Source organism: Winogradskyella sp. (assembly GCF_013042245.1).
GTDB lineage: Bacteria > Bacteroidota > Bacteroidia > Flavobacteriales > Flavobacteriaceae > Winogradskyella.
In genome coordinates this window covers 57,329-78,340 of record NZ_JABDQL010000025.1, presented here as the reverse complement: position 1 = coordinate 78,340, position 21,012 = coordinate 57,329, and the positions used below count along the sequence as shown (strand labels likewise).

Annotated in this window: 17 protein-coding genes; 6 read left to right on the top strand and 11 right to left on the bottom strand. The window is 33.4% G+C overall.

Annotated features, from left to right (window positions below; all coding sequences use genetic code 11):
- Positions 1-3 precede the first annotated feature (3 nt).
- Positions 4-678, top strand: a complete 675-nt coding sequence (gene tsaB / locus HKP48_RS02360) for a tRNA (adenosine(37)-N6)-threonylcarbamoyltransferase complex dimerization subunit type 1 TsaB (protein WP_296342407.1) — start codon at positions 4-6, stop codon at positions 676-678.
- Here tsaB and HKP48_RS02355 read toward each other — a convergent pair.
- The 3 genes from HKP48_RS02355 to HKP48_RS02345 all read right to left on the bottom strand — a co-directional run bounded on the left by HKP48_RS02355 (position 675) and on the right by HKP48_RS02345 (position 3,315).
- Positions 675-1,487: a mechanosensitive ion channel domain-containing protein gene (locus HKP48_RS02355; protein WP_296342405.1), complete on the bottom strand. Its 813-nt coding sequence runs from the start codon at positions 1,485-1,487 to the stop codon at positions 675-677. The genes tsaB and HKP48_RS02355 overlap by 4 nt on opposite strands.
- 53 nt (positions 1,488-1,540) lie before the next feature.
- Positions 1,541-2,203: a hypothetical protein gene (locus HKP48_RS02350; protein ID WP_296342404.1), complete on the bottom strand. Its 663-nt coding sequence runs from the start codon at positions 2,201-2,203 to the stop codon at positions 1,541-1,543.
- A 209-nt stretch (positions 2,204-2,412) separates the two neighbouring features.
- Complete coding sequence (locus tag HKP48_RS02345) at positions 2,413-3,315, bottom strand: NifU family protein (protein WP_296342402.1); 903 nt, start codon at positions 3,313-3,315, stop codon at positions 2,413-2,415.
- Positions 3,316-3,449: 134 nt separating this feature from the next.
- On the opposite strand from HKP48_RS02345, the gene HKP48_RS02340 reads away from it, so the two are divergent.
- The 5 genes from HKP48_RS02340 (at position 3,450) to HKP48_RS02320 (ending at position 12,702) form a co-directional block, all read left to right on the top strand.
- Positions 3,450-8,036 (top strand): choice-of-anchor L domain-containing protein, encoded by a 4,587-nt coding sequence (locus HKP48_RS02340; protein ID WP_296342400.1) that lies wholly within the window; start codon positions 3,450-3,452, stop codon positions 8,034-8,036.
- Positions 8,037-8,039: 3 nt separating this feature from the next.
- On the top strand, positions 8,040-9,050 hold the full coding sequence (locus HKP48_RS02335) for a type IX secretion system membrane protein PorP/SprF (RefSeq protein WP_296342398.1): 1,011 nt from the start codon (positions 8,040-8,042) through the stop codon (positions 9,048-9,050).
- Positions 9,051-9,256: 206 nt separating this feature from the next.
- Entirely contained in the window at positions 9,257-11,413 is a 2,157-nt protein-coding gene (locus tag HKP48_RS02330; protein WP_296342396.1) for a histidine kinase, read from the top strand.
- 7 nt (positions 11,414-11,420) lie between these two features.
- Positions 11,421-12,155 (top strand): LytTR family DNA-binding domain-containing protein, encoded by a 735-nt coding sequence (locus HKP48_RS02325; RefSeq protein WP_296342393.1) that lies wholly within the window; start codon positions 11,421-11,423, stop codon positions 12,153-12,155.
- 31 nt (positions 12,156-12,186) lie between these two features.
- The gene (locus tag HKP48_RS02320) at positions 12,187-12,702 is read left to right on the top strand and encodes a gamma carbonic anhydrase family protein (protein WP_296342391.1); all 516 of its coding nucleotides are present in this window, start codon (positions 12,187-12,189) and stop codon (positions 12,700-12,702) included.
- 40 nt (positions 12,703-12,742) lie between these two features.
- On the opposite strand, the gene murI is transcribed toward HKP48_RS02320, so the two are convergent.
- From murI to HKP48_RS02280, 8 genes are all read right to left on the bottom strand, one after another.
- Positions 12,743-13,522: a glutamate racemase gene (murI, locus tag HKP48_RS02315; RefSeq protein ID WP_296342389.1), complete on the bottom strand. Its 780-nt coding sequence runs from the start codon at positions 13,520-13,522 to the stop codon at positions 12,743-12,745.
- Positions 13,523-13,591: 69 nt separating this feature from the next.
- Positions 13,592-14,104 (bottom strand): OmpH family outer membrane protein, encoded by a 513-nt coding sequence (locus HKP48_RS02310; RefSeq protein WP_296342387.1) that lies wholly within the window; start codon positions 14,102-14,104, stop codon positions 13,592-13,594.
- 23 nt (positions 14,105-14,127) lie between these two features.
- Positions 14,128-15,237, bottom strand: coding sequence for an OmpH family outer membrane protein (locus HKP48_RS02305; RefSeq protein ID WP_296342385.1), 1,110 nt, complete (start codon positions 15,235-15,237; stop codon positions 14,128-14,130).
- A gap of 143 nt (positions 15,238-15,380) precedes the next feature.
- A complete protein-coding gene (locus tag HKP48_RS02300; protein ID WP_296342383.1) occupies positions 15,381-17,993 on the bottom strand; it encodes a POTRA domain-containing protein in 2,613 nt (870 codons plus the stop codon).
- On the bottom strand, positions 17,926-18,666 hold the full coding sequence (locus HKP48_RS02295) for an isoprenyl transferase (RefSeq protein WP_296342546.1): 741 nt from the start codon (positions 18,664-18,666) through the stop codon (positions 17,926-17,928). The genes HKP48_RS02300 and HKP48_RS02295 overlap by 68 nt, the downstream gene beginning before the upstream one ends.
- Before the next feature lies 1 nt (position 18,667).
- Complete coding sequence (locus tag HKP48_RS02290) at positions 18,668-19,357, bottom strand: DUF6089 family protein (protein ID WP_296342381.1); 690 nt, start codon at positions 19,355-19,357, stop codon at positions 18,668-18,670.
- Between the two features lie 98 nt (positions 19,358-19,455).
- Positions 19,456-20,334 carry an NAD kinase gene (locus HKP48_RS02285; protein ID WP_296342379.1) on the bottom strand — a complete coding sequence of 293 codons (879 nt, stop codon included), beginning with the start codon at positions 20,332-20,334 and terminating at the stop codon, positions 19,456-19,458.
- A 2-nt stretch (positions 20,335-20,336) separates the two neighbouring features.
- Complete coding sequence (locus HKP48_RS02280; protein WP_296342377.1) at positions 20,337-20,993, bottom strand: acetoin utilization protein acuB; 657 nt, start codon at positions 20,991-20,993, stop codon at positions 20,337-20,339.
- Positions 20,994-21,012: the final 19 nt, after the last annotated feature.

Here is a 21,012-nt window from a genome sequence, read left to right as displayed (position 1 = left end):
TAAATGGCTCTAATACTTAATATAGAAACTAGTACAACAAATTGTTCAGTCTCCTTATCGAAAGATGAGGAGATTTTGGTTTTAAAGGAAGATAATAACGCTGGTTATTCTCATGCCGAGAAATTACATCTGTTTATTAAGGATGTCATTGATACTACGGGTACCTCAAAAGCTAATATAGACGCTATAGCAATCAGTAAAGGACCAGGTTCCTATACAGGTCTTCGTATTGGTGTTTCAGCGGCAAAAGGACTCTGTTTTTCTTTAGATAAACCTTTGATTTCAGTTTTTACGCTAGAAGCTTTAGCATATCAGGTAAAATCTCCAAAAGGTATGATTATTCCCATGCTTGATGCTAGGCGTATGGAAGTATATTCTGCCATATTTAATTCAGATTATAGCTTACAAAGAAAAGTAAAAGCTGAGGTTTTAGATAGCGGTAGTTTTAATTCTGAATTAGAGAAAGGACAAGTTTATTTTATTGGAAGTGGAGTTGAAAAAACAAAGACTTTAATTAATAATAGTAACGCTATTTTTATTGAAAACAAGTTACCTTCTGCCGCAACCATGAGTAAAATTGCTAATGCTAAGTACAAAATAAGCGACTTTGAAGATGTCGCTTATTTTGAACCGTATTACTTAAAAGATTTTGTGGCTATTAAATCAAAAAAGATTTAACCCTTTTTCTGAATTTCAACCTGATGTGGATAAGGAATTTCTATTCCAGCCTCATCAAGTGCAATTTTAGTATTCTCAGTAATATCAAAATAGACGCGCCAATAATCTTCGGATTTGCACCATGGTCTTACAGCAAAATTCACAGAGCTATCTGCTAATTCTAAAACATCAACCGTTGGTAAAAGTTCTTCGATTACTAATGGATGTGCTCTTAGTACTTCCATTAAAACATCCTTAGTTTTTTTAATATCTGAATCGTAACCTACGCCAATAACTAAATCTACACGTCTTGTGCCTTCAGTAGTAAAATTTATTATAGTGTCATTGGATAGGTTTCCATTAGGTAAGATGATTTCCCGATTGGATAAGCCTGTAAGTTTTGTTGTGAAAATTTCAATTTGCTTGACGACGCCAATTTGGCCTTGAGCTTCAATTAAATCACCAATTTTAAAAGGCTTAAAAAGCATAATTAACACTCCACCAGCAAAGTTTCCCAAAGAACCTTGTAAAGCTAATCCGATTGCTAGTCCAATAGAGGCTAAAATAGCAGCAAATGACGTTGTAGCAATACCAACGGTAGTCAGTACAACAACAATGAGTACAACTTTAAGAGACCACTTAATAAGATTAGTTAAAAACTTTTCTAAGCTTTCGTCATAGTTGCTTTTTTTGAAGGCTTTTTTAACACCTTTCATGATAATTCTGATAGCAAAGCCACCAACAATCCATATTAAAAAAGCGGCGATTAATTTTGGCCCAAAGGTTATTAGTAAATCATAACCTTTGTCTATCCAGTCTTGTGTGTTCATATTTTATAGGAGGTAATTAAGATTGTAAAAAAGATGGTTTAAATAATTATCTCTTAAAGTTTAGAAATGAAATCAAATAAAATAACTAAATCATCATCTTTAGAAAGAGACAATTTTTTTTCTTTAATGTATTTTTTTATAGACTTACTATGATTGGGATAAGCTTTGAAAATATCCTTTTTTCTAGTAGAGATGTATTCAACGTTATCTCCAAAGCTAACGTAATACTCATCTTGAGAACGTTTAAATTTTGCAGGTTTTTCTTTGTCATAAGATGTCTTTGCTGGAATTAAAGGCTGAAATTTTATAGTTTCTTTTTTATATAAACCATATTTTTCTGTTTCCTTTAGTACAACGAGAAAGCCTCTTTCGAAGGTGCTATTCTTATTAGAGAAATCTAATGTTTTATAGATTTTATTATCGACTAAGAAAGTTACGGTATAGTCATCATTTATATCAAGTGCAATAGTTTTTTCAACAGTTTGAACTTGCATTTCTCCATTGTAGGCATTGAACTTTGCGTTAAAAACCTTATCTCCAAACTTGTTTAATTTAATAGGAGTGAAGTCTTTTTGTATGTACTGAGAGCCTTGTGCAACTATTTCTTTAGAAGGGTCTCTTGCCATGGCGTCTTGAAAATCCCATACACTTTGTTGATTAAACTGCGCAAAACCAAGTTGCGATACAAATACGAATACGATTAATATTTTTTTCATGTATTTTTATATTTATTGTTTTTATAAGGACACATGCTGTTCGCTATTAATCATTCCTTTAGGTGATAATATGTTTAGCATGCTCGTTTCATAAATAAAATGTTTTTATAATAATATCAAAAATTGTTCCGAAAACCTATGCTTTAACCTTTGGATTATTAAAATAATGAAAGGCTTTATAGATTGAGCATAAAAATGCTAACTTTTAGCTAACCATTTATTGCTGAGACCGATATGTTTTCGTCATTCAGCATCTCTTTAAGCATATTTTCGATACCATTTTTTAATGTAAAGGTTGAAGATGGGCAACCACTGCAAGCACCTTGTAATAAAACTTCTACTTTTTTAGAGCTATCATCATAAGATATAAATTCAATATTACCACCATCGCTGGCTACAGCAGGCTTTACATATTCTTCTAAGATATTAACGATGTTTTTTGAAGTATCGTCTAATTTTTCAAAAGTAGATTCTACTTGTTGTTCTTTAACTTCTTTTTGTGAGCTAATAGGTTCACTTAAAATAGGTTTCCCATCTTCAACATAATTTTTGATAAACTCTCTAAGCTGTGTTGTAATTTCCTCCCACTCAGCAACATCATATTTGGTGACTGAGATATAATTTTTGTCCATAAAAACACGTTGCACAAAAGGAAATTGAAATAACTCAGTAGCCATAGGGGATACTTTAGCTTCATCAATAGACGAGAACTCGCAGATTTGTCCAACAAGTGCTTTGTTGCAAACAAATTTTAAAACACTTGGGTTTGGTGTGCTTTCCGCATAAACGGTAACCGCATTTTTAGGTTTAGACAATTCCTCTTTAATTACAGGTGCATCACTATTTAAATAAGCCTTTATTTGCTCAGCAACTTCGTCCTGCACATCTGTCCATTCTACAATATTATAACGTTCAATAGCTATAAAATTAGAGGCTATATATACTTTTTTTACAAAAGGTAAATAGAACAGCTGTTGTGCAAGTGGAGAGTTAGATGCGTCATCTATATTATTAAACTCATAGCTATTATGTTGGGTGATAAAGTAGTCGGCCTCAAATTTGATAATAGCATCATTCGAAGTAGGTTGTATGGATATATTAGTAGTTGACATTTATTTTTTTTTTCAAAAATATGAAATAACAAAACCAAACGTTAACTGTTTAACTAAAGTTTAGTCCATATTTTAACTTTACAAGTCGTTTAAAATTCTTAAATTTCGTCCTTGTTGTTAATGTTAAGCAAAAAATGAGAAACAAATTTCGCCTAAATTCTATATACAAATTTCTGATTTTTGTCGCTGTTTTATGCTCTTCTGTTCCTATAGCTGCTCAAGACTTAACTATGCAAAACGGTACTTTCAATAGATGCGCACCTGATCGTTTTTATGACTCTGGTGGTGAATCTGGAAGCTACGGTGTTAATGAAAATTTTACATTAACGATTTGTCCGCAAAATGCAGGAGAGGTCGTTATACTAAACTTTGACAGGTTCAGTACTCAAAATGGAGATATTATGACCATTTATAATGGCGATAGTACAACTTCTCCTCTAATAGGTGATTATTCTGTTAGTCTAAGCCCTGGAGAAGTAACATCGACAGATGCTTCAGGATGTTTAACCATAAGCTTTACAAGTAATGGTTTTGGAGAAACTTTAGGTTGGGATGCTATTATTCAATGTGCAACACCTTGCCAAACGATTACACCTTCTATTGATAGTACGGTGCCAGCTCTAGATACAGCAACCAATACGATATCTATAATGCCAGGACAGTCGGTAGAATTTAACGGTAGTGCTACATTTTCAGATACCGGAGCTAATGCTATTTACTTCTGGAATTTTGGTACTGGCGGAACAGCAAATACACCTATAGCATCACATCAGTTTACGACGTCAGGTCTATATAATGTAGAGTTTACTGTGTCTGATGATAATCCTTTAGGTTGTTCGGAAACAATAAATGTTACAGTTCAGGTAGGAGACCCAATAGTATCTATAAATAACGCTGCTTTTCAAGAGTCTGAACTATCACTTCCAGAACTTGTTGAAAAAGTTTTGGTTTCAGGCGGCTGTGCAAAAGTTGAGTTAGTAGATCAGCAAGTTTTTGGCGAACCAGATGATTTACAGACAAAAAGCTATGGTTATTTTACAAGCGGTGGCACAGATTTTCCATTTGATTCTGGTATTGTTTTAACATCTGGTAATGCTTTTTTAGGAGGAAACGTATTTAACAATCAAATTATACAACAAAATACAGGAAACAATCAACCAGGTGATTTTGACCTAGAGAATGCTCTTGGTATAGTTGGTACAAATGATGCAACTTTCATCGAATTTAATTTTATACCAACTGCTGACAGAGTAGATTTTAATTATTTATTGGCCTCAGAAGAGTACGATGGGCAAACAGAATGTGATTTTGCTGATGGTTTTGCTTTTATTTTAACAAGACCAAATGGCGATATAGAAAACCTAGCTGTTTTACCGGATGGTACGGAAGTAAATGTTAGCACTATAAATGGCTCAGATAGTTGTCCTGAGAATACTAATTTTTTTAATGGTTATAATGTTGGAGACACCAATTATAATGGTAGAACAGAGGTCTTAACAGCTTCTGCTTTAAATTTAAACCCTAATCAAACTTATGTAATTAAACTTGTTGTTGCTGATCAGGGAGATGAAGCGTATGATACAGCTATTTTTATAGAGGCAGGAAGTTTTAATTTGGGAGGTGAGTTAGGTGACGATATAACGCTTGCAGCTGGTACTGCAAGTTGTGGTGGACAAACAGTTACTCTAGATACGCAAGCACCAGATGCTACACATACTTGGTCTTTTAACGGTGTGCCAATTCCTGACGCAGGTACTGGGTCTACTTTAGAGATTGACGAAGCAGGTACATATAGTGTGTTTGTGGAGTTTGCACCTGATTGTGATACAAGTGATAGCATTATCGTAGAATTTAGAACAAGCCCAGAACTAATTGCTCCTGCAATAGATTTGGCAGGTTGTAGTCCAACAGGTAGTGCTGAGTTTAACCTTGAGCAAAATACACCTATCGTTTTTGGGACACAAGACGATACCGAATTTGCATTAACATACCACAATTCTTTTGTTGATGCAGAAACAGGAAATAACCCTATAACAAATATTAATAATTATACTGCTACAGATGGAGAAATCATTTATATACGTATTGCAGATATAGCGACTGAGCAATGTGTGGTAATAGATGATTTTGAGCTTGAAGTATTTTCTTCTGTAATTAGCGAAGAGGTTACCTATGAGCTTTGTGATGACGCTAACGATGGCGATGATACCAACGGCATTGTAGAGTTTACGTTATCTTCTAGAGATAACCTTGTTTTAGGTGCTCAAAGCCCAACGCAGTTTACTGTAAGTTACCATATTGACCAAATAGATGCAGGTACAGGAGCGAGTCCACTACCAAACTTGTATACAAACACGACTGCCAATATGCAGGAGATTTATGCAAGAGTGCAAAATAATAATAATCCAGATTGTTACGAGACGTCCACAGTAACTCTGCAAGTAAATGCCTTACCTATTATAACAGCTAGCGTGGATTTAAGGCAATGTGATATTGATACAGATGGCTTATCAGAGTTTAACTTAACAGAAGCTAATGATTTAATATCAATAAATGCAGCAACAGAAACGTTTACCTATTATACAACACTAGCAGATGCAGAAAATGCAACTAACCCTATTACTAATGCGTTGAATTATCCAAATACAGATTCATCAGCAAATCCAGATACTATATTTGTTAGGGTAGAAAATACAGATACCTGTTTTAGAGTAGCACAGTTAGATTTGTTTGTGTCTACATCACAAATACCAGCGGGGTTTGTCATACCAACATACCAAGAATGTGATGATACTCGAGTAGATGATAACATTACAGATGGTATTACTACGTTTGACTTCAGCGATGCCACCGCTCAAATAGTTGCTTTATTTCCTGTTGGGCAAAATATTACGGTTACGTATTATGAAACTACAGTAGATGCTTTAGCGGAAACCAATGCTATACCTGACATTACAAGTCATATTAATTCAGTATCGCCTTTCAATCAAACCATTACTTTTAGAATAGATAATGATGACGATAATTCTTGTCAAGGAATAGGTGAGTTCGAGTTAATAACAATAAACCCAACACCTAGAACGGATACGGAATCAGTAGACTTGGTGCTTTGTGATGATATAACTATTGGCGATTTGTCGGAAGAATTCGATTTAACACAGAACGAAGCTTTTATATTTGATGGTGCTACAAACCTTTCAGCATCCTACTTTACAGGTTATGATGACGCACTAAACAATGTTACAGCAAACGAGATTACTAATTCAACGGCCTATGGCAATACAAGTGCAACCCAGACTATTTATGTAAGAGTTTTAGATACTGTAACCAATTGCTTTGCTATTGTAGATTTTGATATTACTGTAAACCCACTGCCAGATGTAATTCCTGTTACACCATTCGAAGAATGTGAAAATGGGACGGATGGTTTTTTCGATTTTGATTTAAATGAAAAAAGAGATGAAATATTAAATGGACAAGACCCAGCCCAGTTTATAGTAACTTTTTACATAAGCCAACAAGATGCTAATGACTTAACAAATCCACAGCCAGATATATTTACTAATACAGTTAACCCACAAGAAGTTTTCTTCGCTATAACTAATAATATCACTAATTGTTCTAATAGCATGGGTTCATTTTTTATAGAAGTATTAGAAGGTGCACAAGTTAATAGCGACGGCGAACCATTAGATTTTGAATTATGTGATGATAATATTGAAAATGACGGTGTCGCTCAGTTCAATTTAGAATCCTTAGTAGATGAGATTTTAGATGGTCAAGATCCAGATGATTATACACTGACTTACCATTTTAGTGAAGATGATGCTATTAATAACCAAGAACCATTGCCTGTACTGTATGAAAACTTGACTAATCCTCAAATCATTTGGGTAAGAGTAAGTAATAATATTTCTCCAGAAATATGTTTTGAAGTTGCAGAAATTCCTTTACGTGTTAATCCAATACCAGAGTTTAATTTAGATGATTTATATATTCTTTGTAACGATACTAACGGAACTGAAGTAGTGCCAGTGCCACCAGTTTTGGAAACAGGCTTATCTGCTACAGATTACAGTTTTGAGTGGAGCTTAGAGGGTGTTGTTTTAACGACCGAAACTGCACCAAACTTAATTCCAACTCAGGGAGGAACTTATTCTGTAGTAGTAACAGATACAACATCGATATTAACGCGTTGTACTAATATAGATGAAACCATTGTTCTAGAAAGTGAACTACCCATTGTAGTGGCTGAGGTCACCTCTCAAGCTTTTGCAGGAAATCATGTTATAGAGGCCACAACAACTAATATTGGTGATTTTGAATTTAGTTTAGATAATGGATCTTACCAAGACGATGGTAATTTTGAGAATGTATCGCCAGGATTACATACGGTTTATGCTAGAGATATTAACGGTTGTGGAATAGGTTCAGATACGGTTTTAGTGATAGATTATCCACTTTATTTTACACCAAACGGCGATGGAAATCACGATACGTGGAACATCGTAGGTATAGACACACAACCTAGTGCAAAAATTTATATATTTGACAGGTTCGGAAAATTGTTGAAACAATTAAGTCCAACAAGTCCAGGATGGGATGGCACCTATCAAGGAAATTTAATGCCAACAGATGATTATTGGTTTACTGTTGAGTATATTGAGCCAACAACAGGCGAAAGAAAAGAACAACGTGCCCATTTTACATTGAAACGATAAACTATGAAATTAAAAAACACATATCTAGTAGGACTTACAGTATTAAGCACTTTTTTTGGATTTTCTCAAGAAGGTATGCCTTTATATTCAGATTACTTAACAGATAACTACTATCTTATTCACCCTTCGATGGCTGGTGTTGCTAACTGTGCAAAAGTAAGGCTAACGGCTAGACAACAATGGTTTGGTGTAGACGACGCTCCAAGTCTTCAAACACTAAGCGTAAACAGTAGAATAGGAGATGGGCCATCTGCTATAGGTGGTATAGTGTACAATGATGCTAATGGTTTTCATTCTAGTACTGGTGCTTATATTACATACGCGCATCATTTATTATTATCTCGAAATGAGGTAGATTTAAATATGATTTCCTTTGGGTTAAGTGCTGGATTTATACAATATAAGTTAGATGAAACAAGCTTTTTGGCTGCAGGAGACTTTGATCAACTCATTGCAGGTATTGAACAAAGTGCTACAAATTTTAATATAGATGTAGGGATGTCGTACCACTTTTTAGATTTTTATGCACATGCTACGGCAAAAAATATATTAAATAACGACGGCATTAATTTTAACGAACAGGGTTTCGTATTCAATAATCTCAGAACCTTTTTATTGTCTAGTGGATATGTTTTTCAAAAATATGGAAGTGATTGGAGTTTTGAACCTTCGTTAATGTATATGTATCGTGATGCAACGCAAGAGTCTTCAATAGATATCAACGCTAAGGTATATAGGGAAGTAGATTTTGGTAAAATATGGGGCGGCTTATCTTATAGAAGAAGTTTAGACGGTGCACAATTTCTAGAAGGAAATTCTGTAAGCAGCCAAAAACTTCAGTATTTCACACCATTTATTGGTGTAGATTATAATCAGTTTACATTTGCTTACACCTATTCTTACCAAGCGAATACTATTAATTTTAATACGGGAGGATTCCATCAAATTACTTTAGGCTACAACTTTAACTGTCGACGAGAAAAATACGAGTGTAATTGTCCTGCAATTAACTAAACATCAAAACCTCAATATTCATTGAGGTTTTTTTTATTTCATTATAATAAAACTAGAATGAATATATGGCTTATATAAATGAGTCAAGTGTCACTTTTATTTAGTAATCAGGACTATTCTCTATGAGATTTGCTTAAAAGCTTAAGTTGTTGATTTTTTAAAGTCAATTAAAGGCTGTAAGTTTATTCAAAATTAATTTTCAAAGAGTGTATAAATATTCTTTCCTTTTTATCATTTGGTTAGCCTTTCTGCCTTTATCTGCACAAAACCTCAATACAGCCAGTGAAGAGCAATACTTTGTTGTTAGAGGCTCTGTAAAAGAAAAATATAGTAATGAGCCTATATCTAATGTTACCATAATGGTTAATGGAGGCGTTTACGAAAAGACAGGTTTTGACGGTACGTTTAAAATTAGAGTAAAAATAGGTGATGAGCTTATAATTAGTCACCCAGATTTTCAAACGAGATATCATACTATAAAAAGTAACGACCGAATTAGAGTCGATGTAATTCCCCAAGACCCAAAACTCTCCAAGCAAAAGCTAAGACAAAATTCTACAGATACGTTTAATCAGCTTATAGATTCTGCTGACACATATCTTAAAAGTGATGCCGAAAAAAGTGTTCAGTTTATTGTAGATGCTTTAAATAAGAGTACTTCCCAAACACAAAATGCAGAAGCTTACCAAACACTTGCCGATACTTACATGTATTGGAAACAGTATGATTTGGCTGCAAATAATTATAAAATAGCCTTGCAAAATAGAGATGGAGAGGATATCAAATTAAAATTGGCAAAAGCCTATTTGGCAGATAATGATTATAAAAAAAGCCTTCAAACTTTAAATACTATTGCTAAAGAGTCGCTAACCAATTACCAAATCACAGAGTATTATGAAACTCTTGGTGATGTCTATCTTAAAAAGGAAGATTCAAAACAAGCAATTATTAATTATCAATTAGGTTTAAATAAAGCGACTTCATTTGTAATTAAATCGAAAGTAACCGACTTAAACTCCAAAATTGCAAAGGCTTATGATACATCAGGAGATACTAATAAAGCGAAGAAATTTTATAATAGCTCTCTCTCTTCAGCGCAAAAAGTAAGTAGGACAAGAGCTGTAGAAGAAAAGGTAAATGTTGCAGAATTTAATAATAAGAATAGAAATTATGATGATGAGATTTCTCTAAGAAAAGAAGTCGTTAGCACCGTCAAAGAAATTGAAAAGGATTCTGTTATCTCTAACGAAAGTCCTATAACACCTCAAAAGCAGAATTACAAAATAGGTAATGCTTTAATGCTTCAGAATAATTTTGATGAGGCTATTCCCTTTTTGAACGCAAGTATAGAAGAGGCGGATAAGCGTGAAGATTTAGAAGTAAAAAAGGATGCACAGCGACGCAAAGTAGATGCACTAGAAAGTTTAGGAGAGTATGATAAAGCAAAGCTAGCATTTGAAGAATTTATGGCTTCTGTAGACGAGTTGTACATGATAAAACAGCAGGAAATTTCGCACTCAGCGAGATTATCTCGATCAATAGCAGAAAGCCAAAACAGAATAACCAGTCTTGAAAAAGATAAGCTAATAAGTAGCTCTCAATATCAAGTTACCGTTGAGCGAAACAAACGTCAAAAAGTAATTATCTATGCTTTAATTGGCGGTCTAGTATTATTATTAATTGCGGCATACTTTACCTACAAGTACATTAAGCAACAGCGCTTAGCAAATAACCTATTGGCTTTAAAATCCCTACGTAGCCAAATGAATCCCCATTTTATTTTCAATGCACTTAACTCGGTAAATAGTTTTATAGCATTAAATGACGAACGCACAGCAAATAAATATTTATCTGATTTTTCCTTCTTAATGAGAGCCGTTTTAGAAAATAGTGAAGAAGATTTTATTCCTTTAGAAAAAGAAATAGAGCTTTTGCAACTATATACAAAGCTAGAGCATTTCAGGTTCAAAGATAAGTTTGATTATAGTATCGAAATAGACGATACCATAAGGGTTGAAGATTACGCTATTCCTCCCATGTTACTTCAGCCTTATATTGAAAATGCGGTATGGCACGGTCTGCGTTATAAGACTGAAAAAGGACACCTTAAAATTCAATTAACACAAAAGACTAAAAATCAAATTGCCATTCAAATTATAGATGATGGCATAGGTCGTGAAAAATCTAAAATCTTAAAAACTGAAAATCAGAAAAAGCACAATTCAAAAGGACTGAGTAATATAAAAAAGCGAATCTCTATACTTAATGATATGTATAAGGACAAATTGGACGTAACTATTGATGATTATCAGGCTGATGGAGATGTTGGAACCAAAGTTACAGTAACTCTAAAAAAAGACTAATTACGATATGAAATTAAATGCAATAATAGTTGAAGACGAAAAAACGAGTCGTGATATTTTAAAGAATTATTTATCTAAATATTGTCCCAATATCTCAGTTTTAGGAGAAGCAGAAAATATTGATGAAGCTTTGGTTTTAATCCGAAATTATACATTAGATGTTGTCTTCTTAGATGTAGAGATGCCTTTCGGTAATGCTTTCGATTTATTGGAAAAAGTTGGTGATGCTGATTTTCAGACCATTTTTGTAACGGCTTATAATAATTATGCGATGGATGCCTTAAACGCACATGCATCCTATTATTTAATGAAACCAATTGCTATTGACGAGCTAATAAAAGCTGTAGACTACGTTACGGAGATACGTACAAAAGAAGATGCGTTGCAAGACCAAGTTTTGGCAACTAAAACCAAAACAGTAGATGGCAAAATTACCATACCATTACAAAGTGGATTTGAAGTTTTAGAAACCAACAATATCCTGTATTGTAAAGCTGACGATAACTATACAGAAATTTATCTAAAAGACAACAAAAAGAGACTAGTAAGTAAGACGCTTAAGTACATTGAAGAAGCTCTAGTCGAAGCTAATTTTGCAAGAGTACACAAGAGTTATTTGGTCAATGTAGATGAGATTATAAAGTATCTTAAAGGAAAAGGAGGTAGTGTTATGCTTAGCAATGGTAAAGAAATTATGGTTTCAGCATCTAAAAAGTCACAACTATTGTCATACTTTAAATAAATTACAGTATTTAATTTAAACCTAATCAAACATGCCAATTATAAAACCAGTAAAAGGAAAGCACCCAAAAATACCTAAGGATTGTTTCGTTGCAGAAAATGCAACCATAGTAGGAGAAGTTTCAATGGGGATGAATTGTAGTATTTGGTTCAACGCGGTCATTCGTGGTGATGTACACTTTATAAAAATTGGAAATAAAGTGAATATACAAGACGGAGCCGTGATACATGCAACCTATCAAAAATCACCAACCACTATAGGAAACAATGTATCTATTGGGCATAATGCGATTGTACACGGCTGTACAATAAACGATAATGTACTTGTAGGTATGGGAAGTATTATAATGGACGATTGTGTTGTAGAAAGTAATAGTATTATTGCTGCCGGAGCTGTATTGACCAAAAATACAAGAGTGGAGTCTGGAAGTATCTATGCTGGCGTACCCGCTAAAAAAGTAAAGAATATTAGTAAAAAATTAATCTCTGGTGAAATAGACAGAATTGCTAATAACTACATAGAATATTCTAGTTGGTTTAAGGAATAGATTATTTAATTGTCTTGATGACTATAAAAAAATAAAGACGTTAGAACTTTAATGGCTTAACAGAAAATTTTTTATCAAGAACATTGTCCAAAATCCCTACACTTGCATTTGTAAAGAATTGAATTTTGGGAGAATTCAAGCTAGTGTTTATAAGATTATAAGTTTCAAGCAGAGTTTTGATTTGTTTTGCTACTGCTAGACCAGAATCTATTATTTTAACATGTTCCGGCAATATTTTTTTCAATTCGGGAATAAGATATGGGTAATGTGTGCAGCCTAAAACTAAATAATCTATTTGTGCTTCAATCATAGGCTTGGTGAATGTTTTGAGTAACTCTCTAATCTCGTCTGAATTAAGTTTACCAGCTTCAATTAAAGGGACTAATCCTTCGCCTACACGTTCAATAATGGTTACGTTTTTGGCGTATAAATCTGAAGTTTCATGAAAGAGTGTACTACTCAATGTGCCCTTAGTAGCAAGTATACCTATAGATTTTGATTTACTTTGTAAAGATGCTGGCTTTATAGCAGGCTCTATACCTACAAAAGGGATAGAGTAGTTTTTACGTAAATAAGTAATACTGTTAGTTGTAGCCGTATTGCATGCCACTACAATAAGCTTACAGTTTTTTTGAAGTAGTAATTTTACATTTTTAAGACTAAGTTGGAGTATCTCTTCTTCTGTTTTGTTACCGTAAGGTGCATTTTTACTATCGGCTAGGTAAATGATATTCTCATAGGGTAGAAGCGTTTTTATTTCCTTAAAAATGGAAGTACCTCCAATCCCCGAATCAAATATACCAATAGGTTGATTACTCATATACACAAAAATAAAAAAAGCCGCTTTATATAAGCGGCTTTAAAATTATAGTTTATTGTTTTAAAAGAATTAATAACCTAATTCTTTTTTAACTTCTGCTGTAATGTCTGTACCGTTTGCTACAACTAAGCTTGCTCTGTCTAATACATACTGAAAACCTAGTGTAGTAGCTACTTTATTAATAGCGTCCATTACTTTTTTCTGAATAGGTTGCATTTTCTCCATTTGAGCTTGCTGAATTTTTGTTTGAGATTGTTGTTGAAATTCCGCAATACTTGCTCTCATTTGTTCAACTTCTTGTACACGTCTATCATTTACTTCTTTAGTCTGTGTACCAGCTTCTTGTTGGTATCTAGCGGCAGTTTCTTCTAAAGACTTTACCATATCATTAAACTGTACTTCGTCAGTTTTTCGCATGCTTTCACCAAGCTTTTTGGCTTGTTCTTGTGCAGTAAGAAACTCAGAGAAAGTACCGAGAATTTCTTGTGTGTTTACATGAGCAACTTTAGCTTGTGCTGTTGCAAGACTTGTACCTCCTACAAATAGAATAATTGCTAATAATAGTGTTTTTAATCGTTTCATTTTAATTTAGTATTTACGTGTTTTTAGTTGTTTTCTTTTTCTTTGGCTTTTGCCTTTCTAATAGAATCGTTTTTCTTTAATTGCTTTAAGCGTTCTTCTCTGGCTTTTTTTCGGTCTTCTAATATTTTCTTTTTACGTGCTTCAAGAGCTTTTTTTCGTTCCTCTCTAGCTTCAGCTGCTTTTTTACGTTTTTCTTCCAATAGCTCTGCTCTAGTTTTGGTAGACTCTTTTTTTACAGCAGTTTTCTCTTTTTCGTTTAAAGCACTACCTGTACTGCTTGCAGTAGAATCACTTGCCTTTTTCTTTGCCTCATTTTCTTCATCAGGAGTTTTACTCTTATTTCTCGCGTCTAAAACCTTTTGACGACGGGCTTCAGCCTCTTTCTTTTTTGCTTCTCTAGCCTCTTTTACTTTTTGTATTCTCTCCTCTAAAGCTTTTTCTCGGTCAAGACGTTTTTGTTTTAAATCTGCTTCGCGCTGAGCTTTACGTTCTTCTAGAGCTTTTGCTCGTTCATCTTTTGTGCTATTACTATTGACTTCAGGTACAACTTCTTCTTTTTCAAGTTTTCTTTTCTCCTTTTTAGTTTTTGCTTGCTCTCTGGCAGATGTCCTAGTTATTATTCGCAAAACTTGTTCACTAATATCAAAACGTTCTGCAGAATACAACATCAAAAAATCAGCATTTTTATCAAACACAAAATCATATTTTTTGTTTTCAGCAATTTCATTGACGGCTGCAAAAATCTGATCTTGTATAGGTTGTATTAATTGAGTTTGTTGTATCACCATATCTCCACCTGGACCAAAACGCTTTTGCTGATAATCTAAAACTTCGGCTTCTTCAAAAGAAATATCCTCTAATCGTTCTTCGTAAAGTTCTTTAGTTAAAAGCACTTTTTCGTTTTCTAAAGATTTCTTTTTGGTTTCAATATCAGCTAAACGTTTTTCGATTTCAGATTTCCACTTTGTAAGCTTTTCTTCTAATTGCGAATTTGCTTGCTGATATTCAGGTACATTTTGGAGAATAAATTCTGTATCAATGTATCCAATTCTAGCACCAGCAACACGTTGTGCAAAGGTGCTAAAACCTATTAGACCAATAATTGCCAATATGTAAAGAACTCTATATTTCATAAGTAATGGTTTTTATTTATTTTAATTAGCCGCTTTTATTCTCTAAGAGGGTAAGCAACACTTCAAATAAACGAAATATATTCTTAAAAATTTTAACACCACTATGAAATGTTATTTAGCCTATAGAAAATACCGTGCCAAACTTAAAATTGTTGTCCAATAATAAAGTGTGTTTCCCAACCATTCTTTTGTGATTGTCCTGGTAATGGGTCAAAACCGTGACCAAAATCTATACCTAATAAACCAAAGGCTGGCATAAAAATCCTAACACCTAAGCCTGCTGAACGTTGCAAGTTAAATGGATTAAAATCTCTAAAACTATTGACAGAAGCACCACCTTCGACAAAGCCCAGACCAAAGATTTTAGTTGCACCTTCTATAGTTACAGGATAGCGCAGTTCTAAAGAAAATTTATTGTATATAGATCCTCCATCTTGTGAAGATAAAGATTGGTTTGGATAACCTCTTAATTGTATAATTTCTCTTCCATCTAAGGCAAAGTTTCCTAAACCATCACCTCCAAGGAAGAAGCGCTCAAAAGGAATTACACCTCTATCATTATTATATGCTCCTAAGAAACCAAATTCTATACTTGGCCTTAATACTAATTTTTTTGCAACCTCAGTATACCAGTCTGCTTTAAATTTAACTTTATAAAATTCTAGCCATTTAAAACGCTCTTGGTCAATTTCAGCAATTCTTTCAGCTGATGTGTTTGGGTCTTCTCTTTCTTCTCTAAGCGTACCATAATCTACTCCGTTAAATAATGAGTAAGGCAATGATAACTTAGCAGAAACAGAAAAATTAGAACCACCCGTAGGATAAATAGGATCGTTATAAGTGCTGTTTCTTGTTAGTCCTATAGTGTATGCTAAATTATTAGATGACCCATTTTGAAACTGAAAGAGTCCTGATATGAAGTTGTTAAGATCATAATTCTGAAAACTCAAAGCATGAGACAATAAGAAATAATTATCTGGTTCTTTTAAACGTGTGGAAACACCAACTGTTATACCCAATATATTAAAACTTTGGCTTCGGTCTGCTCTTCTAGACCCAGGATTAAACTGAAATTGTTTAGAGTAAGATATGGAGGACGATAATTGAAAAGGTTTTTTACCACCCAACCAAGGTTCGCTAAATGAGAAGCTATAGGTTTGAAAAAACTGACTTGCCTGTAGCCTTAGTGCTAAACTCTGTCCGTCTCCTCTTGGTACAGGTTTGTAGGCTTCACCATTAAAAATATTTCGTAATGAGAAGTTATTGAATGACAATCCTAGTGTACCAATAAAACCACCACCACCGTAACCACCTTGTAGTTCTATTTGGCTAGAGCCTTGTTCTTCAACAGTATATTCTATATCTAATGTACCATCAACTGGATTAGGATTTTTAATATCTGGGACTATAGCCTGTGCATTGAAGAATCCAAGTTGACCAAGTTCTCTGATAGTTCTTATAATATCTGCTCTGCTATATAATTCGCCTGGTCTAGTTCGTATTTCTCTGTAAATAACGTGGTCATTTGTAACATCATTACCTTTTACGGTTACACTATTAAAATAAGCAGGTTTACCTTCTATAACTCTAATTTCTAAGTCAATAACATTACCATCGGCACTAACTTCTACAGGATCAATTCTGGAGAACATGTAGCCCGTGTTTTGATATATGTTAGTGATATCTATACCATCTGGCTTTTCTTCGTTGGCGATACGTTTCTTTAATTCTACACCATTGTAGGTGTCACCTTCTTCGATACGTAATATTTGAGATAAAAATTGGTCACTGTATACAGTATTACCTACGAAATCTATTTTTCCGAAGGTATATTTTTCACCTTCTTCAACGTCTATAACAAGGCTTATGGTTTTGTCGTCATTATATATAATAGAATCTTTAATGACACGAGCGTCACGGTAACCATTTTCTTTGTATTTGTCCACAAGGCTTACTAAATCTTCTTTATAATCATCTTCTACGTATTTTGAACGTTTTAAAATACGAAGCGGACTAAGACTCTTTTGTTTAGTGTTCTTCAGAGCCTTTCTAAGCTTTTTATCTGAAAGCTTTTCGTTACCGTTAAATGAAATGGATTTGATTTTTACCTTGTTACCTTTGTCAATGTTAATAAACATATTGACGCGCTTCTTTTCAATAGAATCATTTGTAACTTCCGAAGTTGTGACGTTTACTCTGGTATTAAGAAACCCTTTTTTCTTATATTTATTGGTGAGGTAGTTTTTTGTTGTTGTAACAAGATTTTCTGTAACTTTTACTTTTTGTTTTAGATTATTTTCGTCTAAAATTTCATCTTTTTTGCCTTTTTTTACACCTTCAATTTTTACTTTGTTTAGCTCAGGTAAATCCGATAAATTGATTTCTATGTCAACAGTATTTTCAGGAGTTATATTCGTGAAATAAATATCAATGGCACTAAATAAATTAGATTTCCAGAGTTTTTTTACGGCTTCTCCAATTTTTTCACCTCCAATAGAAACTTCTTGCCCTTTTTTAAGTCTTGAAAAAGTTATAATTGTATTTGCATTAAATGCCGTATTTCCTGTTACTGTTATTTCATTTATGGTATAAGTCTTAGCGGCTTGTCCAAAAGAATTAAAAGGAATAAGTACTGCTAGAAGAAATACTAAAGTGTAGAATTTTTGCAATGCTGGTAGTATTATGCTTTTATGTAAGCTGTTCGCTTGTTTTTCCAAATCGTCGTTCTCTATTTTGATAATCTTTAATAGCTTCAATTAGATGTTTTTTACTAAAATCTGGCCAAAGGACATCTGTAAAATATAATTCTGCGTATGCAATTTGCCATAATAAAAAATTGCTAATTCGTTGTTCTCCACTAGTGCGAATTAGCAAATCTACGTCTGGTAAATTTTGCGTGTAAAGATGCTTATTTATAATTGATTCGTCAATACTTTCAGCAGAAATTATATTATTTTTAACTTTAAATAATAATTCTTTAACAACATTAACAAGTTCTTCGCGAGAACCGTAGCTTAAGGCTAAAGTTAATGTCATATGTTCATTATTTTTGGTTTTTTCTTTAACAAATTCTAATTCGTCAAAAGCCTTTTTTGGCAAATCTTTTAAGCTTCCAATGGCTGTTAGTTTAATTTTGTTGTCTTGAAGTGTTTTTATCTCTTTTTTTAAAGATTTAACCAAAAGTTTCATTAGAGTTTGCACTTCTAATTTTGGTCTATTCCAGTTTTCAGTAGAAAAAGCGTAAAGTGTTAAATGTTGTATACCAATTTCAGCACATGCCTCAATAGTCTTTCGTACAGCTTTTGTTCCTCTTTCATGACCAAGTACTCTTACTAATCCTTTTTGTTTAGCCCAACGACCATTACCATCCATGATAATAGCTATATGATTTGGTAATTTAGAAGTGTCTAGTTGGTCTTTTAAATTCATTTTAGAAATCGCAATAACAGGGTTTTTGCCCAAAGGTGTAAGTTAGTGTTATTCCAGTGAACATATACCAGTCGTTGTTATTGATGTTACCAAAACTAAATTGTTCTCTAAAATCAGCGTCTGGGATACTACCATCAATCTCGTCAGTAAATGTATATCTGGCGCCAACTTCTGCGGCTATTATAATGTACGGGTTGAGTAGGACTTTGTACCCTAAAACCATAGGAATACCCCATGCCCAGCTTGTTGTATTTTCAGAAGTTAGAGTTCCGTTATTATCAAAATAAAAATTATCATGACCTGCTGTAGTAATTCCAGTATATAAATACGGTGTGCCTTTTGAAGATGCATCGTGTAAATCCCAATCAAAAAAAGTGAACTCTAAACCAGCAGAAAACTCTAAAATACCATTTGAAAACTCATAACCTCTCTGAATGCGTCTAGGGTCATCAGATTTACTGTCAATTCCTTTTAATTCTGAAAAAATAACAGAAGCTCTAAAGGCATGTCTTGGACTTCTATTCCACTTAACAATAGCGCCAAGTGCAACCTGATTTGGAGAAATATAATTAGTAGCGCCTACATCTCCTATAAAATTACTACCGCCAGCAAATATTCCAAATTCATAGATTTGTGCATTAGTAGTTTGGCTTCCCAGTATACTTAATAAAACTAGCAGTAGATACTTCATAAATTTTTGAAAGTTTGCAAATATAACAATTAAGATTAGTCTATGACAATTTGATATAAATTGTCGTATAGAAAACAGTATTTATAGATATTTATTGTCTAATTCCTGCGATCTTCACCCCAAAGCATTTTTTTTCTCAAAGTATCAATAAAGCTTTCATCTAAAAGTTCAACCATATTAATATGAAATGCTGCTTTCTTGATTTTTACTGTAGCAGTATTTGGAAGTGTAATTATTCTGGAGTCTAACGATAATAAAAATTGATTTTCTCTACCGCTTACTCTAAGTTTAACATCAGTTTGATCAGGTATAACCAATGGTCTTGCATTTAGATTATGAGGTGCAATTGGAGTTAGAACAAAACTTTCGGTGCTTGGAGAAATTACAGGGCCACCACAACTTAAAGAATAGCCTGTAGAACCTGTTGGCGTAGATAAGATAAGTCCGTCAGCCCAATAAGATGTGAGGTATTCATCATCGAGATGGGTTTCTACAGTAATCATGGATGTGGTATTCTTTCGGCTAATAGTTATCTCATTTAGTGCAAAATTGGTTTCTGTTACTAAATGGTTTTCAGGAGTAACTTCAACAGAAAGTAAAGAGCGTTCAGATATTTTATATTTATTTTCAAAAATATCTACTAATGCATCTTCAATCTCATTGGTTTGTACTGTTGCTAAAAAACCCAGTCTACCAGTATTAATACCAACAATAGGGATATCTAAATTTCTAACATAAGTAATCGCTCTTAAAATAGTACCATCACCACCGATACTTATTAATAAATCGTATGAATTATCAAGCTCTGTAAATATTCCAAAAGGCCAGTCATTATGAAAAATCTCTTTTTGAAGTTTTAAGAATTGAGATTCAATAAAAATTTCAGTTTTATAACCTTTAAGGTTTTCAAGAAGAACTTCAAAAGCCTTTTGGTTGTTCTCGTTAGTGTAGTTTTGACCGTAAATAGCAACCTTCATAATTATATGTTTAGGTACTTATCTAAATATTTTGAGCGGTCTTTTAAGCTTTTTAAGTAACTGTCATCTTCATGACCAGCAATAATATTATAGCTGTAACGACGGAAAGTTTGAATAACATCATTCAAACTTGTATGTCCTATTTTTAGTGTGATTTGGGCTAAATCATTTTCAATTTTTGAAATAAAAGCACCGAGTAACTTGGCATCGTTAGATTCTACAATTTGACTAATTTCGCTAAATGAATAGTCTTGGATGCCTTTTTCAACAATTAAGATGCTACCTGGTTCAGAAAAAAAAGGTGTTTCATTAAATAAATGAATGATATCATTAAGCTCATAGTAGCCTAGATATTTGTTTTCTAGACTTAATACAGGCATGATGTTGCTATTGTTTTGAGCAAATGCTTCTAAAACATCTAGCCAGTTTGTAGAGTTTCTTACAAAAAAACCTTCAGCAGTATAACTACAATCAGAAATTAACTTTTCAGACTCAAAGCAATGTGCATCTGTTTCAGGGATACAGCCTAGGTAAATGCCGTCTTTTTCAATCGGAATATGCGAATAGGTTAACTGATTAAAAAGCAATTGCAAATTGCCAATAGTATCATTAATACTAAGTGGTTTTATATCGTTAATAATGTAATCTTGTAGTTGCATAAATCGTTTTCCTAAGGCT

Bases quoted from the DNA above. Each gene is read 5' to 3' on its own strand.
- HKP48_RS02340 (WP_296342400.1), top strand. From the start codon at position 3,450: ATGAGAAACAAATTTCGCCTAAATTCTATATACAAATTTCTGATTTTT.
- HKP48_RS02290 (WP_296342381.1), bottom strand. From the start codon at position 19,357: ATGAAGTATCTACTGCTAGTTTTATTAAGTATACTGGGAAGCCAAACT.
- HKP48_RS02355 (WP_296342405.1), bottom strand. From the start codon at position 1,487: ATGAACACACAAGACTGGATAGACAAAGGTTATGATTTACTAATAACC.
- murI (WP_296342389.1), bottom strand. From the start codon at position 13,522: ATGAGTAATCAACCTATTGGTATATTTGATTCGGGGATTGGAGGTACT.
- HKP48_RS02280 (WP_296342377.1), bottom strand. From the start codon at position 20,993: ATGCAACTACAAGATTACATTATTAACGATATAAAACCACTTAGTATT.
- HKP48_RS02310 (WP_296342387.1), bottom strand. From the start codon at position 14,104: ATGAAACGATTAAAAACACTATTATTAGCAATTATTCTATTTGTAGGA.
- HKP48_RS02350 (WP_296342404.1), bottom strand. From the start codon at position 2,203: ATGAAAAAAATATTAATCGTATTCGTATTTGTATCGCAACTTGGTTTT.
- tsaB (WP_296342407.1), top strand. From the start codon at position 4: ATGGCTCTAATACTTAATATAGAAACTAGTACAACAAATTGTTCAGTC.
- HKP48_RS02305 (WP_296342385.1), bottom strand. From the start codon at position 15,237: ATGAAATATAGAGTTCTTTACATATTGGCAATTATTGGTCTAATAGGT.
- HKP48_RS02335 (WP_296342398.1), top strand. From the start codon at position 8,040: ATGAAATTAAAAAACACATATCTAGTAGGACTTACAGTATTAAGCACT.
- HKP48_RS02345 (WP_296342402.1), bottom strand. From the start codon at position 3,315: ATGTCAACTACTAATATATCCATACAACCTACTTCGAATGATGCTATT.
- HKP48_RS02295 (WP_296342546.1), bottom strand. From the start codon at position 18,666: ATGAATTTAAAAGACCAACTAGACACTTCTAAATTACCAAATCATATA.
- HKP48_RS02285 (WP_296342379.1), bottom strand. From the start codon at position 20,334: ATGAAGGTTGCTATTTACGGTCAAAACTACACTAACGAGAACAACCAA.
- HKP48_RS02320 (WP_296342391.1), top strand. From the start codon at position 12,187: ATGCCAATTATAAAACCAGTAAAAGGAAAGCACCCAAAAATACCTAAG.
- HKP48_RS02325 (WP_296342393.1), top strand. From the start codon at position 11,421: ATGAAATTAAATGCAATAATAGTTGAAGACGAAAAAACGAGTCGTGAT.